The organism is Cupriavidus sp. HMR-1 (assembly GCF_000319775.1).
Lineage (GTDB): Bacteria > Pseudomonadota > Gammaproteobacteria > Burkholderiales > Burkholderiaceae > Cupriavidus > Cupriavidus metallidurans.
Genome location: NZ_ANKP01000119.1, coordinates 16,865 through 34,110, shown reverse-complemented (window position 1 = coordinate 34,110; position 17,246 = coordinate 16,865). Strand labels below are relative to the sequence as shown.

Annotated in this window: 19 protein-coding genes; 4 read left to right on the top strand and 15 right to left on the bottom strand. The window is 63.8% G+C overall.

All coding sequences use genetic code 11. The features are described 5' to 3' along the window. Positions 1 to 211: hypothetical protein (locus D769_RS32700; RefSeq protein WP_241227874.1), on the bottom strand; the 211-nt coding region annotated here is incomplete at its 3' end. On the opposite strand from D769_RS32700, the gene D769_RS31145 reads away from it, so the two are divergent. After that, a complete protein-coding gene (locus D769_RS31145) occupies positions 140 to 382 on the top strand; it encodes a GIY-YIG nuclease family protein (RefSeq protein ID WP_234706905.1) in 243 nt (80 codons plus the stop codon). The genes D769_RS32700 and D769_RS31145 overlap by 72 nt on opposite strands. Positions 383 to 434: 52 nt before the next feature. Here the strand turns inward: D769_RS31145 and D769_RS16145 are convergent, their stop codons facing one another. Together D769_RS16145 and D769_RS16140 are read right to left on the bottom strand one after the other, a co-directional pair. Next, a complete protein-coding gene (locus D769_RS16145) occupies positions 435 to 857 on the bottom strand; it encodes an organic hydroperoxide resistance protein (protein WP_008646921.1) in 423 nt (140 codons plus the stop codon). Between the two features lie 61 nt (positions 858 to 918). After that, positions 919 to 1,407 (bottom strand): MarR family transcriptional regulator, encoded by a 489-nt coding sequence (locus tag D769_RS16140; RefSeq protein WP_008646919.1) that lies wholly within the window; start codon positions 1,405 to 1,407, stop codon positions 919 to 921. Between the two features lie 245 nt (positions 1,408 to 1,652). Between D769_RS16140 and D769_RS16135 the strand changes: the two genes are divergently transcribed. Together D769_RS16135 and D769_RS16130 are read left to right on the top strand one after the other, a co-directional pair. Further along, on the top strand, positions 1,653 to 3,116 hold the full coding sequence (locus tag D769_RS16135; protein WP_008646917.1) for a DegQ family serine endoprotease: 1,464 nt from the start codon (positions 1,653 to 1,655) through the stop codon (positions 3,114 to 3,116). A gap of 225 nt (positions 3,117 to 3,341) precedes the next feature. Further along, a complete protein-coding gene (locus D769_RS16130) occupies positions 3,342 to 3,665 on the top strand; it encodes a hypothetical protein (protein ID WP_008646914.1) in 324 nt (107 codons plus the stop codon). A gap of 124 nt (positions 3,666 to 3,789) precedes the next feature. On the opposite strand, the gene D769_RS16125 is transcribed toward D769_RS16130, so the two are convergent. The 5 genes from D769_RS16125 to D769_RS16105 all read right to left on the bottom strand — a co-directional run bounded on the left by D769_RS16125 (position 3,790) and on the right by D769_RS16105 (position 9,924). Beyond that, complete coding sequence (locus tag D769_RS16125) at positions 3,790 to 5,367, bottom strand: MFS transporter (protein ID WP_008646912.1); 1,578 nt, start codon at positions 5,365 to 5,367, stop codon at positions 3,790 to 3,792. After that, on the bottom strand, positions 5,364 to 5,861 hold the full coding sequence (locus tag D769_RS16120) for a MarR family transcriptional regulator (RefSeq protein ID WP_008646910.1): 498 nt from the start codon (positions 5,859 to 5,861) through the stop codon (positions 5,364 to 5,366). Before D769_RS16120 ends, D769_RS16125 begins: the two co-directional genes overlap by 4 nt. A gap of 86 nt (positions 5,862 to 5,947) precedes the next feature. Next, positions 5,948 to 7,963: a DUF3488 and DUF4129 domain-containing transglutaminase family protein gene (locus tag D769_RS16115; protein ID WP_008646908.1), complete on the bottom strand. Its 2,016-nt coding sequence runs from the start codon at positions 7,961 to 7,963 to the stop codon at positions 5,948 to 5,950. Then, a complete protein-coding gene (locus D769_RS16110; RefSeq protein WP_008646905.1) occupies positions 7,960 to 8,973 on the bottom strand; it encodes a DUF58 domain-containing protein in 1,014 nt (337 codons plus the stop codon). The genes D769_RS16115 and D769_RS16110 overlap by 4 nt, the downstream gene beginning before the upstream one ends. 24 nt (positions 8,974 to 8,997) lie before the next feature. Continuing rightward, a complete protein-coding gene (locus D769_RS16105; protein ID WP_008646904.1) occupies positions 8,998 to 9,924 on the bottom strand; it encodes a MoxR family ATPase in 927 nt (308 codons plus the stop codon). A 252-nt stretch (positions 9,925 to 10,176) separates the two neighbouring features. Here D769_RS16105 and D769_RS16100 point away from each other — a divergent pair, with 252 nt between their 5' ends. Then, on the top strand, positions 10,177 to 11,022 hold the full coding sequence (locus D769_RS16100) for a phytanoyl-CoA dioxygenase family protein (RefSeq protein ID WP_008646903.1): 846 nt from the start codon (positions 10,177 to 10,179) through the stop codon (positions 11,020 to 11,022). Between the two features lie 103 nt (positions 11,023 to 11,125). On the opposite strand, the gene D769_RS32355 is transcribed toward D769_RS16100, so the two are convergent. The 7 genes from D769_RS32355 to D769_RS16070 all read right to left on the bottom strand — a co-directional run bounded on the left by D769_RS32355 (position 11,126) and on the right by D769_RS16070 (position 17,240). Beyond that, positions 11,126 to 11,302 (bottom strand): hypothetical protein, encoded by a 177-nt coding sequence (locus tag D769_RS32355; protein WP_155714380.1) that lies wholly within the window; start codon positions 11,300 to 11,302, stop codon positions 11,126 to 11,128. A 219-nt stretch (positions 11,303 to 11,521) separates the two neighbouring features. Beyond that, on the bottom strand, positions 11,522 to 12,262 hold the full coding sequence (locus D769_RS16095) for a GntR family transcriptional regulator (RefSeq protein ID WP_008646900.1): 741 nt from the start codon (positions 12,260 to 12,262) through the stop codon (positions 11,522 to 11,524). Between the two features lie 132 nt (positions 12,263 to 12,394). Then, complete coding sequence (locus tag D769_RS16090) at positions 12,395 to 13,399, bottom strand: 2Fe-2S iron-sulfur cluster-binding protein (RefSeq protein ID WP_008646898.1); 1,005 nt, start codon at positions 13,397 to 13,399, stop codon at positions 12,395 to 12,397. Between the two features lie 17 nt (positions 13,400 to 13,416). Next, on the bottom strand, positions 13,417 to 13,896 hold the full coding sequence (locus D769_RS16085) for a heme-binding protein (protein ID WP_008646896.1): 480 nt from the start codon (positions 13,894 to 13,896) through the stop codon (positions 13,417 to 13,419). A gap of 24 nt (positions 13,897 to 13,920) precedes the next feature. Then, positions 13,921 to 15,369, bottom strand: a complete 1,449-nt coding sequence (locus D769_RS16080) for an aldehyde dehydrogenase family protein (protein ID WP_008646889.1) — start codon at positions 15,367 to 15,369, stop codon at positions 13,921 to 13,923. Positions 15,370 to 15,444: 75 nt separating this feature from the next. Beyond that, positions 15,445 to 16,161, bottom strand: a complete 717-nt coding sequence (locus tag D769_RS16075) for an iron-containing redox enzyme family protein (RefSeq protein WP_008646888.1) — start codon at positions 16,159 to 16,161, stop codon at positions 15,445 to 15,447. Between the two features lie 149 nt (positions 16,162 to 16,310). Continuing rightward, entirely contained in the window at positions 16,311 to 17,240 is a 930-nt protein-coding gene (locus D769_RS16070) for an ornithine cyclodeaminase family protein (protein ID WP_008646887.1), read from the bottom strand. Positions 17,241 to 17,246: the final 6 nt, after the last annotated feature.

Sequence of the window (17,246 nt, the reverse complement as noted above, 5' to 3'; positions counted from 1 at the left end):
CGATTTGAACGCAGGCCGTAAAAGCCCCCTCCGCAACTCTCCAGACCGTTGCCACGGCAGGCACCCATACGTATGATTTGCCGCCATGACTTCCGAGATTGAGCCCGCACCTGTCGAAGAACCAACCTGGTTTCTCTATTTGCTCGAGTGCGAAGGCGAATCCATCTATACAGGTATTACCACCGACGTTCAGCGTCGATATGCTCAGCATCTTGCTGGAATCGGCGCGAAGTACACGCGTTCTCGCCGGCCGCTGAGGCTGCTTGGATGGCTTGAGTTTTCGACGAAATCGGAGGCCCTAAAGGCCGAGATCCGAACAAAACGCATGAGTGCGGCGCAGAAACGAGACTTCTGCAGCCAACTCCGAACAACGTATCCATAGAAAAAAAGCCGGCAATATGCCGGCTTTTTCTTTCTTCACGTGCGATCGAGCGTCAAACCACGATCAGCGTCACGTCGATGTTGCCACGGGTGGCATTCGAGTACGGGCACACTTGGTGAGCCGCTTCCACCAGCTTCTGCGCGGCTTCCTTATCCAAGCCCGGCAGAGAGATCTTCAGTTCGGCCTGAATGCCGAACCCCTGGGGAATCTGGCCAATGCCGACCGCGCCTTCGATCTTCGCGTCAGGCGAGATTGCAATTTTCTGTTGCCCTGCCACAAAGCGGATTGCACCCAGGAAACAGGCCGAGTATCCAGCCGCGAACAGTTGCTCCGGATTCATGCCGTTGCCACTACCACCCATTTCCTTTGGCACTGCCAGCTTGACGTTCAACTGGCCATCCGAGCTTTCGGCTCGGCCATCGCGGCCACCGGTTGCGGATGCGTGAGCGGTGTAGAGGACTTTTTCGAGTTTCATTTGAATACTCCAGGTTTTGCCCAGCGGGGGCGGGCTAGTCAAAGGTCCCGGCTTTTGCCGGTCAATCATCAGTCCGTGCGCCTTCCAGCGTGGACCGCAGTGCATGAAGACGCGACGTCAACGACTGAATCTCGGAGACCGAGCATTGCGTCGCGCACAGCAATTTCTCCGGAATGCCTACCGCCGAGGCGCGAAGCCTCTGGCCCGCATCCGTCAGGTTCACAAGGACACGACGCTCATCCTTGGCGTCTCGTTCGCGTGCTACCAATCCTGCTGACTCGAGCCGCTTGAGCAGTGGAGTCAAGGTGCCTGAATCGAGTCTCAGCCGTGTGCCCAGCTCCGAGACCGTTAGCGTGTTGCTTTCCCAGAGCACAAGCATGACCAAGTACTGTGGGTATGTAAGTCCAAGCTCACTTAAAATTGGCTTGTAGATCTTGGTCATCGCCAACGAAGTTGAATACAGGGCAAAGCACAACTGTTGGTCCAGCAAGAGCCAGTCGTTGCTTGATGCTTCAGTTCGGGAGGGAGTTGTCGTATCGCGCATGAACATATCTTATACACAATTAAATTGTGTGCAATATAAACTTTGCATCGAACCTATAGAGATTAGCTGCGCGCCGTGCGCGCACAAGAGCTAACGAGAAAAAGTAATCAAAAATGCACTCGCGGCCTGAAGCTAACCTGGCCGTGAACTGACCGTGTTCTTTAAGTCTGGCTTAAGTGTGGCTGCTTACCATGATTCCGTCGCGCCAAGAAAATCGTCGGCGCCATGGACCATCGAGAAAGGAAAGCACCATGATTCGTCAGACTCTCGCCCGCTCTGCTGTCGGTGTCGCTGCCTTGGCTGCCCTTGCCGGCGGCTACGCGTATCTGCAGAAGGATGCGATCACCCCGGGATACGCCGCACAGACCCCGGTCACCGCAAGCGCAGGACCGATTGCAGTCGCCACGCCAACGGATTTCTCGAGCATCGTGGATCAGTATGGCCCAGCGGTCGTGAACATCAGCGTGACCGCGCGCGCGCAGCGTACTTCGGCACAAGTGCCACAGGGCGTCGATCCGGATGACCCGCTGTTCCAGTTCTTCAAGCGATTCGGCCCGCAGTTCCAGGGGCCGCAGAATGCGCAGCCGCAACTGGTGCGTGGACTAGGCTCGGGATTCATCGTTAGCCAGGACGGTCTGATCCTGACGAATGCGCACGTGGTCGACAATGCTACCGAAGTCACGGTGAAGCTCACGGACCGGCGCGAATTCAAGGCCAAGGTGTTAGGCAGCGATCCGCAGACTGACATCGCGGTGATTCGCATCGATGCAAAGAACCTCCCCACGGTCCGGCTGGGCGACCCGTCGAAGACCCGCGTCGGTGAGCCGGTGCTTGCCATTGGGTCCCCGTACGGCTTCGAGAACACGGTCACTGCCGGTATCGTCAGTGCCAAATCGCGCTCGCTGCCCGATGACACCTATGTGCCGTTCATCCAGACCGACGTTGCGGTGAACCCCGGCAATTCCGGCGGTCCGCTGTTTAACCAGCGCGGCGAAGTGATCGGCATCAACTCGCAGATCTACAGCCAGACTGGTGGCTATCAGGGCCTCTCGTTTGCCATTCCGATCAACGTAGCGACCAAGGTCGAGGACCAGCTCGTGGCCCATGGCAAGGTCACGCGCGGCCGTCTTGGTATCTCGGTACAGGAAGTGAACCAGGCCCTCGCGCAGTCGTTCAACTTGCCGAAGCCTGCGGGTGCGCTGGTCAATTCGGTGGAGCCGGACAGCCCTGCGGCGAAGGGTGGTGTGAAGGCTGGCGACGTGATCGTGCAGCTCGGCGATGACGTCATCGACCATTCCGGTGATCTGCCCGAGCATGTGGCCGACCTCAAGCCGGGCACCGAGACGAAGCTCAAAGTCATCCGCAAGGGGCAACCGCTGATGCTGACGGTCCAGGTAGGGGCGGTGAAGGAAGACGCCCTGGCTCAGAAGGGTAGCGGTGGTCAGGACGGCGGACGCCTGGGGCTTGCGGTTCGTCAGCTGACGCCCGCGGAGAAGCGCGACAGCGGCATAGACGGCGGCCTCGTGGTCGAAGACGTGACGGGGCCCGCCGCGCGAGTGGGTATCCAGCCGGGCGATGTCATTCTCTCGCTGAACGGCACGCCGATCTCTTCCGCCGAGCAATTGCGGGCGCTGGTGTCCAAGTCTGGCAAGCAGGTGGCACTGCTGGTACAGCGTGACGATGCGCGGATTTTCATCCCGCTCGACCTCGGCTGAGCGAGTGCGAGGAAGTGGTTTACGGTCCTCGCAAGACGTATACGGGACGTATACCGTAAACGGGTATACGTCCCGCAAACCCTTGCCAGAAGCGGATTTCCGGGAGACAAAACACACCAAAACCGTGTTTGAACGGGTATGATCTCGACTGCGATGCATGAAGCGTGTGGTGATATTGCGATCACCACTTCTGGTTCTTGCTGAATCGACAGAAGAAGGAAGTCTATGCAGTTGGATTTCGCCCGCGCCCCCACCTCGCCGGCTACTGACCTGGCACGGCGGCTTGTGCCAGCCGTCACGAAGCCGACACCGCGTCGGCGCAAGAAAGAAGCTCCGCCGCACTGGGAACGGGGCTATCGCTCACACTACTATCGCAACGAACGCGGCGACAAACTCGGTGAAGTCCGCTTGTCCGACCGTGGCGATCTCCCTGTGGTCTACCACTGGGCAGCCGGCAACTACTCCGGTGCAGAAGGCTCGCTGGCCCATGCGCGTGCCCGAGTGGAAGAAACGGTAGGCTTTGGCATGCGCCAGTTGTCGCTGTTCTAAGGGCGAGCGCAACCTGCGCACGCCTGATCGATGTGATGGCGATCCGCCGCCATTGCCGCGCTGTCGCCAGCGCAAACGCAGTACCCCTCCCGCCTTTTCTGCCTAAGCAAGGCACATTCCCTGACTAGTCGAGCCGACGCTGTACTAGCATGAAGACCGCAGCTGCCATGGCGAGCACGGCAATCAATCGATAGAGATCCTCGCAGGCAATCAACCGCGCCTGTTGATCCACCAGGGCAGCAAGTTGTGCGAGCGCACCTGCATGGGCCTGGCCCGGCTCGAATCCGCGTGCTACCAGCGCAGCCTGCACGGTATGCATCCATTGCTCCGTTTCGGCTGGTCGCTGCCCCATGGCGTGCACCAGGCTCGTATGCACTGCGAACTGCCGGTTCTGCAGCAGGACAGCACCTAGCGCCGATGCAAACGAGCTGGCGATCTGGCGGATCAGGTTCTTGCTGCGATACCCATGCGCGAAGTCATCGCCGGCCAGTGAGCCGAATGTCAGGCCCGCGATCGGAATGATGACCATCACGCCGAAGAGCCCCTTGCCGATCAGCCCGACAATGAGCGCCGGGGGGCCGACATCCGGCGGCATGAAGGAGAACCACGTCATCGCCCCAGCCATCAGCAGCAACCCCGTCGTCATCAGCGGCTTCTTGTGTTTCAGCTTGCGTGCCACGCGCTGGTACACCCAGATGCCGACCAGACTGATCGTCGCGGCGAACGTGTTCAGCCAGCCGGTGGTGGCAAGCGGAAACCGCAGCGCCTGCTCCGCGTAGATCGGGAACACATAGGCGGCGAGGTTGCTGATCATGTAATAGACGAAGTACATGGCCAGGCCGGTCAGGAAGACGGGCTGGTACAGCGCACGCAGATGCAACACGGGCTTTTCGTGGTGCCACTGCTGCCACAGGAATACGGTTAGCAGCGCCAGCGCGAGCGCGGCGATCAGCGCAATGCGTATCGGATGCGAGAACACGTCGAAACGGGCTTCCGTCAACGTTGCCTGCAGTGCGACGATCGCGACGCCGAACAGCAGCAGTGGACCGAGCCCGGGTCCTTCCACGTCATCGCGGGCTTCCGCGTCCGGGAGCAACAGCCAGGCGCCTATCGTGGCAAGTGCCGCAAACGGCAGCACGCCATAGAAGACGTCCTGCCAGACCCCTCGATCGACCAGCTCCGCGGCGAAGGCGGGGCCCAGCGCCGAAGCGCTGAAGATGCCAAGCATGAAGATGCGCGAAGCCCGCACCCGGTCGGTCTGGCTGAACATCATGTTCACCAGGATCCGGCAGCTCGTGAACAGCGCGCCGCCGCCAACGCCCTGCACGAAGCGGGCCCCCACCATTTGCGTCAGGCCGGTACTGGTGGCGGCCGCGAGCGTGCCCGCCATGAACAGCAGGAGTGACCCGGTCAGGTAGTAGCGATATCCGAATCGCCGCGCGAGCCAATGCTGCGTCAGGATCATCAGCATGCTCCCGACGGCATAGGCGGCCTGGACCAGCGCAAAGCTGCGCGGGTCCGCGTCGATCCCGCCGATGATATGGCTCGACGCGAACACGAACATGATGTTCTCGAGAAACTCGACGCCGGTGGCCAGGCCCAGCAAGATCATGAGCAACGTCTGCCGTTGCTGGTGGCTGAGCAGGCGCAGCCACCTCATGCGGGCGCGCAGCCGATGCCAGGGGTCTGCCTGCGCGGTCACGATGCGTTTGCTCCCAACGCGGCCAGATGCTGATGTAGCCGACCGAGATCGCGCGTGACGGCTGCCAGACCGGTCTTGCCGATGGGTGCCCAAGCTTCGGCGTAGGCGGCATGGACTGTCGGTGCGGCACGCTTGAGCAAGTCGTGGGCGGCGGGGGTGAGGATGAGCTCGAGGCTGCGCCGGTCGTGCTGCGAAGCCTTGCGCTGGACCAGTCCGCGCGTCTCGAGCCCGTCGATGAGGCGGGTCATCTGAGTGCGCGTGGCATCGATCGTCAGTCCCAGCTCGGACGGCATGGTCGGTTCCATGGCGTCGATCCCCAACATGCTGATGACGAGGTACTGGTTCAGGTCGAGATCATGTACGGCGAGCGCCCGTTCGATATGTTGGCGCAGCAGCCGTGCCGACCTCAGCAATAGCCGCGATGCCAGGATCAGGTCACGGGGCGCTTCCGGATACTCCGCGCAAAAGCGATCAATGCGACGCTCGAATGACATGACTGTATGATTTCATCTGTAATAGTTACGAATGAAACTATATGCGGCGTGCGGACCTTTGGCAAGATGAAGCGTGAAAGGACTGATTACCGCAATGCCTTCGACAGTTCGCGCAGTGATATGCGCAGCCGGCCAATGACTTCGGTCTGCTGCTGCGTCGTCGGGGCGCCATAGCGCCATGCCACGTAGCCGTTGGTGAACGCCTGCACCGCAGATGCCGCGCGAGGTAGCGCTGCACAGGCGCGAGCGCTGTAGTCCCGCGGCCCTTCTGAGGTATCACGTACGCAGCCGTGCCGCGCCAGCAGCCCACAGAAGCGGTCATAGAGTGCCTGGACCGGATCGGCACGCCGGCGCCGCAGCCAGAGCGGCAACAGTGCGAGCAGACTCAAGGCGGCCAGCCCGCCGACCAGCACCGACGGCAACTTGCCAGCCAGCCCAGCCTGCTCCATCAGTTTTCCTTGCTGGACACGGTCGTACTGCAATACCCAGCGCTGCCACGTATAGCTGAGACCATCGAGACCCCAGCGCAGATCACGCAGCCAGCCCGGTGCCCGCAGGTCACGTAACGCCGGGATTTCGTCGCCAGCCAGCGCCGCGTCGACGCCCTGCTCGACCCGGCTGGGTGCGACGGCACCAGTTGGGTCCACGCGGACCCAACCACGCTGTGCGATCCAGACCTCCGCCCAGGCATGGGCATCGGATTGCCGAATCACATAGTGGCGCCCGACCGGGTTCAAGTCTCCACCCTGATAGCCAGCCACCACACGCGCCGGCACGCCGGCTGCCCGCATCAGGAACACAAAGCTGCTGGCATAGTGCTCGCAGAAGCCTCGGTGCGTCTCGAACAGAAAGCTGTCGACCTGATCCTGCTTTAGGGACGGTGGAGATAGCGTGTAGGCGAACGGTGCCGCAGCGAAGAGCCGGAGGGCCGCCTGCACGCGCTGCCACGGATCCGGATACTCGTTGGCCCACCGTGCAGCCAGTTCGCGGCTGCGTGGATTGCCTTCCGGTAGCGTCAGGGCTCGTCGGAGCGTGCGCTGGGTCAGCGGTTCGGGTAACGCCCCAAATACGGATCGGGCGCGATAGCGCAACGGCCGGTCGACGGGGAGGTTCGCGAAGAACTCGTTATCGGTCGAAACCTGCGCATTGAGGTTCGACGAAATGGCCTGGCCACGATCGAGCACGTATAGCCACGACGCCTGCGTCGGCTCGAGCGTGATGTTGTACTCGTGCGCGCCTGGTGCCGCCGAACCTGCAAAGTCGCTGTCACCGATATCGTCGCGCAGCCCGTCGGCCGGACGCACCGAACGGGACCGGGCCGGCCGCCAGGTCTCGCCGTCGTAATCCCAGAGCACGAACGCGCGCCAGTATAGCGAGGCGGGTGACGGTGCCTCTCCGACGAAGTCGACGCGGAACGCGACGTCGGGCGAACGGATCAATTTGCCGATACTGCCGGGTTTCATCGTGTCGCTGATACCGGTGCGACCGATCGGCTCCGTTTGCGGCAGGCGCCACAAGGGATGGTCGAGGCGCGGGAACAGCACGAACAGGAACACCGCCCACGGTAGCCCGAACAGCGCCATGCGCCCGAGCAACGGCCAGATCGCCAGTCGGCCACGCGCTTCGGGGTGGTGCAACAGCAGCCAGTTGCGGAGGACCCATGCACCGATCGCCATGCTGTAGAGCGCCAGCCAGAATGGCTGATCGGCAAGGTAGAGCGTGAGCAGCAGGTAGAACGAAAGCTGTGTGATGAGCGTGGCATCGCCCAGCGCACGGGTTTCCATCAGCTTGAGCACCACGAAGGCCGCCAGTAGCGCGATGCAGAGTTCGCGTCCCAGATTGCCGCCGGACTGCCAGACCAGCGCGCCAGCCACTACCAGCACCAGTATTGCGGCCAGGCCCACTGTCAATTTGGAAGGCAACGGCGCGCGCCGCTTCCATAGCATCCAGCGCCATGCCAGCAGCAGCACCAGCAGCAGGCTGACCGACACAGGCAGGGTGCGCGCCTGCGGCGCCAGCACCAGCGCAAGCTGGCCGATCAGCATCCCCTGTTCCTGATGGCCGAGGGGCCGGACCGCGACGGTCTTTGCCTTCTTGCTCATCGCGCGCGCCGCTCCGGCCAGAGTGCCAGGGCTTCCAGGCATGCACGCACGTGGGCGGAACCGCGACCCGGCTTGATCTCGACGCCCGGCAGGCGTAACCCGATTTCCGATACCTCACCCGTCATCAGCACCCAGGCACACAGGCGGGACAGCCGCGCTTCCGTGTCCATGGTCGGCGGCAGGGTATTCCAGTCGATCCAGCAACTCGGCTGCTGCGGTGTGTGTCCCGAGCGGGTCAGCCATTTTCCGGTGCGCGCGCTGTGTTTCCAGGCGATGCGATGCAATGGATCGCCGGGCCGGTACCTGCGCAACTGATCGATCCCGTCGTCAGCCGCGAAGCTGGCCGCGCCGTCGTCGGCATCGTCGGATTGAGGGTGCAGGGGTAGCGGAGGCGGGCTGGCTTCCGGCGCGGGATAGACAATGGTGGCAAGTCCCAGGTCGGCATAGCTCCAGACGCGGAAGAGGCCGAACGGAAACCGGCTGGAAAGCGTGACGCGTGGTAACGCCAGTCGTCCGCGCCGGATGGCGGAGAGTCGCACCGGTAACGTGCCACTGGAAACGCCGTCGAGGGTGAGGGCGGCCGTTTCTGTACTGGCATCGGATAGCGGCGTGCGGGCCTCGATCCCGATTCGCGCGGCGGCATCCTGGTTATCGACGTGCAAGGTGAAAATCGCGCACTCGCCGACGAATGCCGGTGTGACAGGTCCGGCTGACACGCGCAGATCGAGCAGATTGCGGTAAGCCATCCACATGCAGCCCATGCCGATGCCGGCCAGCAGGAATGTCAGCGCGAAGCCGAGACTGATCGCATAGTTCAGCGATGTCAGCAGCATGGTCGCCAGCAGCACCGAAAACCCGATGCCGCCGCGTGTCGGCAGGATGTACAGATGCCGGCGGTCGAGCGTGACAACACCGTTGACGGGCGCGCGCTTGCGGCGCAACCACGCGGAGAAGCGTCCCGGCGCAGGGACAAGGTGATCGGGCGCGGGGAGGGCTGGCCGCGTGGTCATGGGGCGGGGGTGTGTCCGATGACCTCAGGGAATTGCGACGCTGGCCAGCAGGCGAGCCAGTGTATCGGCACCCTGGTTCAGCGCGACCTGACCCGCGGGCAGAAGCCGGTGCGCGGCCACTGGCTCGAACACGGCCTGGACGTCCTCCGGCAAGACCATCTCGCGCTGATCGAGCAATGCCCAGGCGCGCGCGCAGGCCAGCAATGCGAGTCCGGCACGCGGGGAAAGCCCGGTCACGAAGCTCGATTCGACACGCGTGGCCTGCACCAGCGCAAGCACGTAGTCCACCAGTGCCGGGCTGGCATAGACCTTCTCCACGGCGGTTTGCAGGGCCACGACCTGATCGGCGTCCATGACCGCCTCCGCCTCGTCCTTGATCGCGCCGCCGAGATACAGGACGCGTTCGAACGCGGCGTCGGGATAGCCAAGCGATATCCGCATCGTGAAGCGGTCGAGCTGTGATTCCGGCAGCGGATGGGTGCCGATCTGCTCGAGCGGATTCTGGGTGGCGATGACGAAGAATGGGGCCGACAGTGTCTCGGTGATGCCGTCATGCGTGACCTGCCGCTCGGCCATGGCTTCGAGCAGCGCGCTCTGGGTCTTGGGTGGCGCACGGTTGATCTCGTCGGCCAGCACGACCTGCGCGAACACGGGGCCGTGATGAAAATGGAACTCCCCCGTCTCGCGCTTGAAGATCGACACGCCGACCAGATCGGCGGGCAGCAGGTCGCTCGTGAACTGCACCCGCTGATATTGCAGCCCGAGCGTGCGGGCCAGCGCATGCGCCAGGGTGGTCTTGCCGACCCCGGGCACGTCCTCCAGCAGCAGGTGACCGCCAGCCAGAATGCAGGCCAGGGCGAGCCTGACCTGGCGCGGTTTGCCCAGCACGATACGACCCAACTGGGTTTGCACCTCGGTCAGCGAGGCGGCGATCTTGGGTCGGGCAGTCACGATGGCGCTCTTTGGGGTCGGGTTGGAGGCAGTGGCCGGATTCTTGCCGTCGGCCGCGCAAGGGTCCGGCCATTGTAGCGGCGCACGGGTCGCATCGGACAGTGGGATTCCGCACGTAGGGGGGTCTGAAAGTATGGCGATCCCGTGGCGAATTCTCGAAATCAGGCGCCAGCCCGCGCCGGATTTCGCGGCTTCTGGCATCATCGACCTTGTTGGCGACTTGCCACTTTCAGATTTTTCTCCTCCGCTGCAATGACTGCCCCGCAACACCACGCGTCTGGCGCGTCCGCTTCCCTCGACTTCGATTCTTCCGCCCCGCTCGCCGATCAGGCCGCGCTGGCCAGTCTGGCACGCGAATTCCACGCGGGTGGCTATATCGTGCTGCGCAAGTTCGCGAGCGAAGCCACTTGCGCGGCGCTGGAGGCGGTGACGCGAGAGCAACTGGCTGCCGCGGTGCCGCCGGTCGAGTTCGAGGCCGATCTGGGTTATCCGGGGGCGCCGGCCACGCGAGAAGCGGCAGGCGGGCATACGGTGCGACGCTTGCGTCAGGCCTATGGTCGCGACGAGGTGTTCCGCCGCTGGGCGAGCGATCCGGCTGTGGTGGCCACCGTCGAGGCACTGCTCGGCGAGCCGGCCCGCCTCACGCTGGCCCATCACAACTGCGTGATGACCAAGCATCCGCACTACGGCAGCCAGACCGGCTGGCATCGCGATACCCGCTACTGGTCGTTCGTCAAAAGCGACCTGATCACGGTGTGGCTGGCCCTGGGCGATGAAGATGAGCGCAATGGCGTGCTGCGCGTCATTCCGGGCTCGCACCGCGCGAAGCTCGACCCCGCGCAGCTGGATCCGGCGGAGTTCCTGGTCGAGGCGCATCCTGCCAGCCAGCAGTTGCTCAAGGGCACCATGCCGCTGGCGCTGCATCGTGGCGACGTATTGATGTTCGACAGCCGGCTGTTCCATGCCGCGGGTCGCAATGATTCCGAGGCGGTCAAGCTGTCGGTGGCGTTCGCGTATTTCGGAGCGAGCAATCGGCCGGTTGCCGGCACGCGGTCGGCGGAGTTTGGCAGTGTGGAGTTGCCGCCCACGACGCTCTGATGTGCTCCGATGCGCTATGAGGCGCTTCATCCACATCGCGGCCGATTCGCCGGCAAATAAAAACCGCCCCTCGGGGCGGTTTTTATTTGGGTGCGCGGTGCGCTCAGACGGTCTTGCGGTGGGCGTTCGTGCCGCGGAACAGCGCCAGCACGTCAGCGAATCGGAACGGCAGCAACGGCGTGGTGTGCCGAACGGCGTCACGGCGTGCGAAGTGGCTCAAGAGCTGCTCGCCCACCGGACGGTCGAAATACGAAGCATCCGGGTATTGCATGATGGTCATTCCCAATTGTGGTTAACATCAGACTACAGTATACACAAAATTGGTGCAGTGCGCCATTTCGTGGTGCGCACCATGGTATTGCTTGCCACGATGGGAATGCCGGACAGCCCGGCACCGGTGCGAGATGCACCGGACCGGTCCACGGATTGGGTAACTCGGAAAGAAGCGGAAGAGGCCGAAGAAGCCGAAAAAGCTGAAAAAGCGGGAGGGGGGAGAGCGTCAGGCCGCCTTGTTGGCGTCCGCGGACGTGGATGCTGTGGTCGGGTCGGGATTCATGGCCTCGACGGCCTTGGCCGCGCTGTAGACGTGTCGCGTGGCCAGCAGCGATGCCAGGTCGGCGTCGCCGGCAATCACGGCCTGAAGGATTTGCGCGTGTTCGTCCCAGTTGGTGCGCGCGCGGGTCAGGTTGGCCGGGGCGAACAGCAGCGCCGTGCGTTCGCGCAGCGACCGCATCATTTCCTGCAGCACGCTGTTTGCGGCAATGGTGCCCAGTACCTCGTGGAAGCGCGAATTCAACTCGACAAAGCGCTGCGTCTGACCGCTGTCGACAGCGTCATTGCCTTCCTTCAACACCTTTTCGAGTTCCTGGATCAATGCCGGGTCGCGGCGCTGGGCGGCCAGCTTGGCATTGAGGCCTTCCAGCGTGGCGCGTACTTCCACCATCTCGCGGGCGATATTGGGTGACAGCCGCGCCACCGAGGCGCCACGGCGTGGCTCGATGTGCACCAGACCTTCGGCCGCCAGCGCGCGCAGTGCCTCGCGCACCGGAATGCGCGACACCCCCAGCTCCAGCGACAGCGTGTTTTCCACCAGCCGCTCGCCGGGTTCGTACTGGCCGCCCAGAATGCGCTGGCGCAGCGTATCGGTGACAAGCGCGAAAAGCGGGGAATGCTGGGCACCAAGGCTGGCAGCCGGGGCATCCGGAATCTGGCTGTAGGCACTGGCAGTGGCGTCGTTCATGGTCGGGATCGGCCGTCGGAATTCGGTGGACGCCGCTGCGCTGGGCCACGGCGTGAATGCCGCTATTGTATACCGTCACCCCCTTAATGCAGACATAGGGTAGACATTGAGATGCGCGTTCTCGTGCCGGTGTCAGCCCGGCGCGTGCTGGAACGTGAATCCGTCGGAATAGATGAATGGCGCCTGCGCGCCCAGCACCATGAATGTCTGTTTGGCGTCGTGGATCATGTTCGGAGAGCCGCACAGATAGATCGCGTGTTCGGACAAGTTGCCGATATCGGCCGCCACCGCGTCGTGCACATAGCCACGCCGGCCCTGCCAGGCATCGTCCGCGCGTGACAGCACCGGCACGTACTGGAAATCGTAGAGCCGCTCGCCCCACCGGGCAATCTCGTCATGGAGATAGAGATCCGCTGCCGAGCGCATCCCCCAGTAGAGCCACACGGGCGGACAGTCCGGATCATCCATCAGCGCTTCGAGCATGCTCTTGATCGGCGCGAGCCCGGTGCCGGTGGCCACCATCAGCAGCGGCCGGTAGTCTTCCTTGCGCAGGCTGAAGCTGCCGTGCGGGACTTCGACGTCGAGCTTGTCGCCCGGCCGCAGTTGCGGAAGCTGCCCCGTGGTGAAGCGTCCGCCCGCGATCTGCCGCACGTGGAAGTCCACCGTGTTTCCGTTCGGGGCCGATGCCATCGAGAAGCTGCGATGGCTGCCGTCCTCGAGCAGGATCTTCATGTACTGGCCCGGTTCGAACACGAACACCTCGTCGTCGGACAACGCGAGCCGCAGATGCAGCACATCGGGTCCGAGCGAGGTGATGGCCTGCACCGTCGCGGTGGTACGCCGCGCCGGAATCGCGGGTTCCGCAGCGCGCGCGGTGCTGATGACGAGGTCGCCGGCGGGCCGGGCCTGGCAGGCCAGCGCGAAGCCGGCCGCGTCTTCTTCCTCGGTCAGTCCCATCGGGAATTCTTCATAGGTCACGGCACCGTCGACCACGCGCACGCGACACGTGCCACAGCCGCCGAAGGTGCATTCGTGCGCCAGGCTGACACCGCAGCGCAGGGCGGCATCGAGCACGGACTCGCCGGGCGCCACCATGAAAACCTGCTGCGTTTCCGCAATCTCGACCCGATAGGACATGATGACTCCTTCCCTGGTTACTTCTTGATATCGGCCTGGGCCAGCACGGTCAGGTCTTCCGCCGCCAGCAGGTCGCGCAATGCTTCGAGCGCGGCCACGCCGCACGCGGTGTCTTGCTCGCCGTTACCGCCGGACAGGCCCACGCCGCCGATCACCTCGCCATTGACCACGATCGGGTAGCCGCCCACGAACACGGCAAACTTGCCGTCGAAGCTCCACTGGATGCCGAAGGCCTCATTGCCGGGCAGCGCGGGGCCGTTGGGCGGCGTGTTGAACAGGTGGGTCGAACGCTTGTGGCCGGCGGCCGTGAAGGCCTTGTTCCAGGCGATCTGCGGTCCGGTGATGCGGGCGCCGTCCATGCGTTCGAGCAGCAGCGGGTAGCCGCCGTCGTCGACGATGCAGATGGATTCCAGCACGCCGATTTCCTCGGCCTTGCGAATGGCCGCGGCCACCATGTGGCGGGCTTCCTTCAACTCGAGCTTGATGGCTTTCTTCATGTTCGTAATCCTTCAGGTGCCTTCTCAGATGCCTTGGTAGACGGTCTTGATCTGCGTATAGAACTCGAGGCCAGCGCGTCCCGATTCGCGGAACGTCGAGGTGCTCGAGCGCTTGAGACCGCCAAATGGCGCGTTGACCAGGTTGCCCGTGGTGGTGCGGTTGATCTTGACCGTGCCTGATTCGATATCGCGCGTGAAGTCGTGCATGTAGCGCGGATTGCGCGTGGCGATGGCGGCGGACAGACCGTACTCGGTGTCGTTCGCCTGGGCGATGGCGTCCGCGTAACTCTCGACTTCGATGATCGCCAGCACCGGCCCGAAGATTTCCTCGCGGGCAATGCGCATCGACTGGGTCACGTCGGTGAACACGGTCGGCGCAACGTAGTAGCCGTGCGAGAAATCGCCGTCGGACAGCTGCTCACCGCCGCACAGCAAGGTCGCTTCCTGCTTGCCGATGGCGATGTAGCTCAGCACCGTTTCCAGTTGCTTGCGCGTGGCCAGCGGGCCGAGGTCCATCCCGGCCGTCATGCCGCTGCCAATCTTCAGCGCCTTGACCTTGGCCACCAGCTTCTCGGTGAATGCCTGTTTTACCTCGCGCATCACCAGGATGCGGCTGGTGCCCGTGCACGCCTGGCCCGACAGCGACAGGCCGCCCTTGACTGCCAGGTCCACCGCGCGATCGAGATCGGCGTCTTCCATGACGATCAGCGGATTCTTGCCGCCGAGTTCCATCTGCGTGCGCGTGGTCATCGGCACGGACTTGTGAATCTGCTCGCCGGCGGAGGTCGATCCGGTGAACGAGACCGCGCGGACCTCGCGCGATTCCACGATGGTCGGGCCCACTTCGGCGGCGCTGCCGGTCAGGAAGTTCAGCACGCCTTTCGGAATGCCGGCGCGGACGAATGCTTCGGCCAGCCGGTAGCCGGACAGCGGCGCGTCGGACGAGGGTTTGAACACCACGGTGTTGCCCGTGATCAGCGCGGGTGCGATCTTGCGCGCCGGGATCGACACGGGGAAGTTCCAGGGCGCGATCACCGTCACCACACCCAGCGGCTCGCGCAGGCTGTAGACGAGCATGTCGGGATCATCGTTCGGATAGCTTTCGCCGCTGAACGTCTGACCCTCCACGGCGTAGAAGCGCAGGGTCTGCGCAGAGCGCATGACCTCGTCGCGCGCCAGGTTCAGCGCCTTGCCTTCCTCGCGGGTCAGTTCGGCGGCGATGGTGTCGGCGTTGGCTTCCAGATGCGCGGCCGCATCGTTGAGGATCTTCGCGCGCTTGCCGATCGGGGTCTTTTTCCATCCGTCGAACGCGGCTGCGGCAGCGGCCACAGCGGCGGCGGCGTCGCGCGCGTCGGACGCGGCGTGGCGGCTGACGATGTCGCGTGTGTCGGCGGGGTTGACGTTATCGACGGTACGGCCGCTGGCGCTGTCGCACCATTCGCCATCGATGTAGTTGCGGTACGTCTCGGTCATCTTGCGGGGGCCTTGAACTGGGATCGGGACACCGGACGCGGCTCGCGCGCGTCCGGGGCGTACTGCTTGCGCAACTCAGGCTGCGGCTTGTGCCTTGGTGTCGACGTAGTCGTAATAGAGCGCCGTCGTGTACAGCAGGCGCATCTGGGCGCCGATTTCGCAGATCTTCAGGCAGCGTTGCTGCAGCTCGGGCGTGTTGGCGTGCTCCAGCACGATCTGGTAGCCGCGCTCACCGTGGATCTCGTCGGACACGATGTGGAGGTCGAAGAACTCGACTTCCTCGTCGGTGAAGCCATACTTCTCGCGCAGCGTCGGCGTTTGCTTGCGATAGATCGACGGCACTTGCGATTCCAGGCCCACCACCAGGCCAGCCACGGCCACCACCGGGTCTTCGCGCATGGCCACGGCGTAGCACCAGCTTTGCAGGCCGCGCGTGGTCGGCGACATGTTGTCCGGGCTCACCACACGTTCGCGCGTGGTGCCGCAGGCTTCGGCAAAGCGGATCAGCAGATCGGTATGGCGGTCGCCGCCGATCTCTTCCTCGTACATATTGGCCAGCAGGAAGTCCTTGGCCTCGGTCATGTGGTCGGGCGTGCGAGCGTAGATGTAGCCCAGGTAATCCGCAAACGGGCCGACGTAGTGATAGTGGTTCTCTGCCCAGCGCGCCAGATGCTCGCGGCTCAGTTCGCCGCTGGCCCAGGCCTTGCTGAAGGGGGCCTGGTTAGCGCTCTTGCCCTTGATCGCGTTTTCGAGCGCGGTGCGGAATTCTTCACGGTTCATCAGTTCGGCCATGTTGGGGCTCCTGTTTTGACGAGGTCGGTTGGGGTTGGTCACCACGGCTCGCTGAGCGGTGTCGCGGCGTTTTCGGGTTTGTATACTTCCTACACTTTCGTTGGGCCGACAAAAATGCCGCGCGCGGCGGCAGGTTCATCGGAATAGGTTCAGGCAGCCGCGGCTTGGGCGGCGGTGATGCGTTGATAGGCAATACCGGCCAGCGCGACATCCTCAAGTCCCACGCCGACCGACTTGTAGATCAGGATGTCGTCGGCATGCTTGCGCGTGGGCGCGGTGTCTAGCAGTACATCGGCCAGTTCCACGATCTTCTCGTCCGGCAGCACCGCCTTGTCGGCGAGCACCAGGTCGCCGGCCTCCCGCAACGACTGCGGGCGCCATTCGACCACCACTGCGGACGCGCGTGACAGCGCCACATCGTCCAGCTCGCGTGTGTGCGGCAGGCTCGAGCCGATCGCCGCGATGAACGTGCCCGGCTTGACGATGGCGCCAGGGAACAGTGGCGTGGTCGAGCGCGAGGCCGTGACGATGATGTCTGCCGCTGCGGCCGCTTCCTCGGCCTGCGCGAATGACACGGAAACGCCGCATTGGGCAGACAGGCGCGTGGCGGCCTCCGCATCGGCATACGGATCACAGATCAGGATGCGCTGGAGCGGCAGTGCGGCCGACAGTTGCAATGCGTGCTGCACGCCCTGTGTGCCCGCGCCGAACAGCGCCAGGGTTTGCGCATCGGGGCGCGCCAACCGCTTTGCGGCCAGCACGGTGCAGGCCGCAGTGCGCAGCCGCGTGATGGCGCCGGCGTCGAACGAAGCCAGCGGGCGTCCGTCAACCGTCGAAAACAGCAGGATGACAAACGAGAACTGACCGGCGATCGTCGTGTAAACCTTGGCGCCGGCTACCTGCTGATCCGGGATTACCGCGCCAAGCGTCGAAAGCTTCACGCCGCCGGCCTCCGTGCGGATGCGTTCCTGCATGGCGGCCTGCCCGCGGCCAAAGCTGCGGAAGGCGTCGAGCATCGCGGCCTGCGCATCGGCGGCCGTGACGTGGCGATCGATCAGGGTGTCGGTGATATGGAGCATAGGGGC

Bases quoted from the DNA above. Each gene is read 5' to 3' on its own strand.
- D769_RS16145 (WP_008646921.1), bottom strand. From the start codon at position 857: ATGAAACTCGAAAAAGTCCTCTACACCGCTCACGCATCCGCAACCGGT.
- D769_RS16140 (WP_008646919.1), bottom strand. From the start codon at position 1,407: ATGTTCATGCGCGATACGACAACTCCCTCCCGAACTGAAGCATCAAGC.
- D769_RS16135 (WP_008646917.1), top strand. From the start codon at position 1,653: ATGATTCGTCAGACTCTCGCCCGCTCTGCTGTCGGTGTCGCTGCCTTG.
- D769_RS16130 (WP_008646914.1), top strand. From the start codon at position 3,342: ATGCAGTTGGATTTCGCCCGCGCCCCCACCTCGCCGGCTACTGACCTG.
- D769_RS16120 (WP_008646910.1), bottom strand. From the start codon at position 5,861: ATGTCATTCGAGCGTCGCATTGATCGCTTTTGCGCGGAGTATCCGGAA.
- D769_RS16115 (WP_008646908.1), bottom strand. From the start codon at position 7,963: ATGAGCAAGAAGGCAAAGACCGTCGCGGTCCGGCCCCTCGGCCATCAG.
- D769_RS16110 (WP_008646905.1), bottom strand. From the start codon at position 8,973: ATGACCACGCGGCCAGCCCTCCCCGCGCCCGATCACCTTGTCCCTGCG.
- D769_RS16100 (WP_008646903.1), top strand. From the start codon at position 10,177: ATGACTGCCCCGCAACACCACGCGTCTGGCGCGTCCGCTTCCCTCGAC.
- D769_RS32355 (WP_155714380.1), bottom strand. From the start codon at position 11,302: ATGACCATCATGCAATACCCGGATGCTTCGTATTTCGACCGTCCGGTG.
- D769_RS16095 (WP_008646900.1), bottom strand. From the start codon at position 12,262: ATGAACGACGCCACTGCCAGTGCCTACAGCCAGATTCCGGATGCCCCG.
- D769_RS16090 (WP_008646898.1), bottom strand. From the start codon at position 13,399: ATGTCCTATCGGGTCGAGATTGCGGAAACGCAGCAGGTTTTCATGGTG.
- D769_RS16085 (WP_008646896.1), bottom strand. From the start codon at position 13,896: ATGAAGAAAGCCATCAAGCTCGAGTTGAAGGAAGCCCGCCACATGGTG.
- D769_RS16080 (WP_008646889.1), bottom strand. From the start codon at position 15,369: ATGACCGAGACGTACCGCAACTACATCGATGGCGAATGGTGCGACAGC.
- D769_RS16075 (WP_008646888.1), bottom strand. From the start codon at position 16,161: ATGGCCGAACTGATGAACCGTGAAGAATTCCGCACCGCGCTCGAAAAC.
- D769_RS16070 (WP_008646887.1), bottom strand. From the start codon at position 17,240: ATGCTCCATATCACCGACACCCTGATCGATCGCCACGTCACGGCCGCC.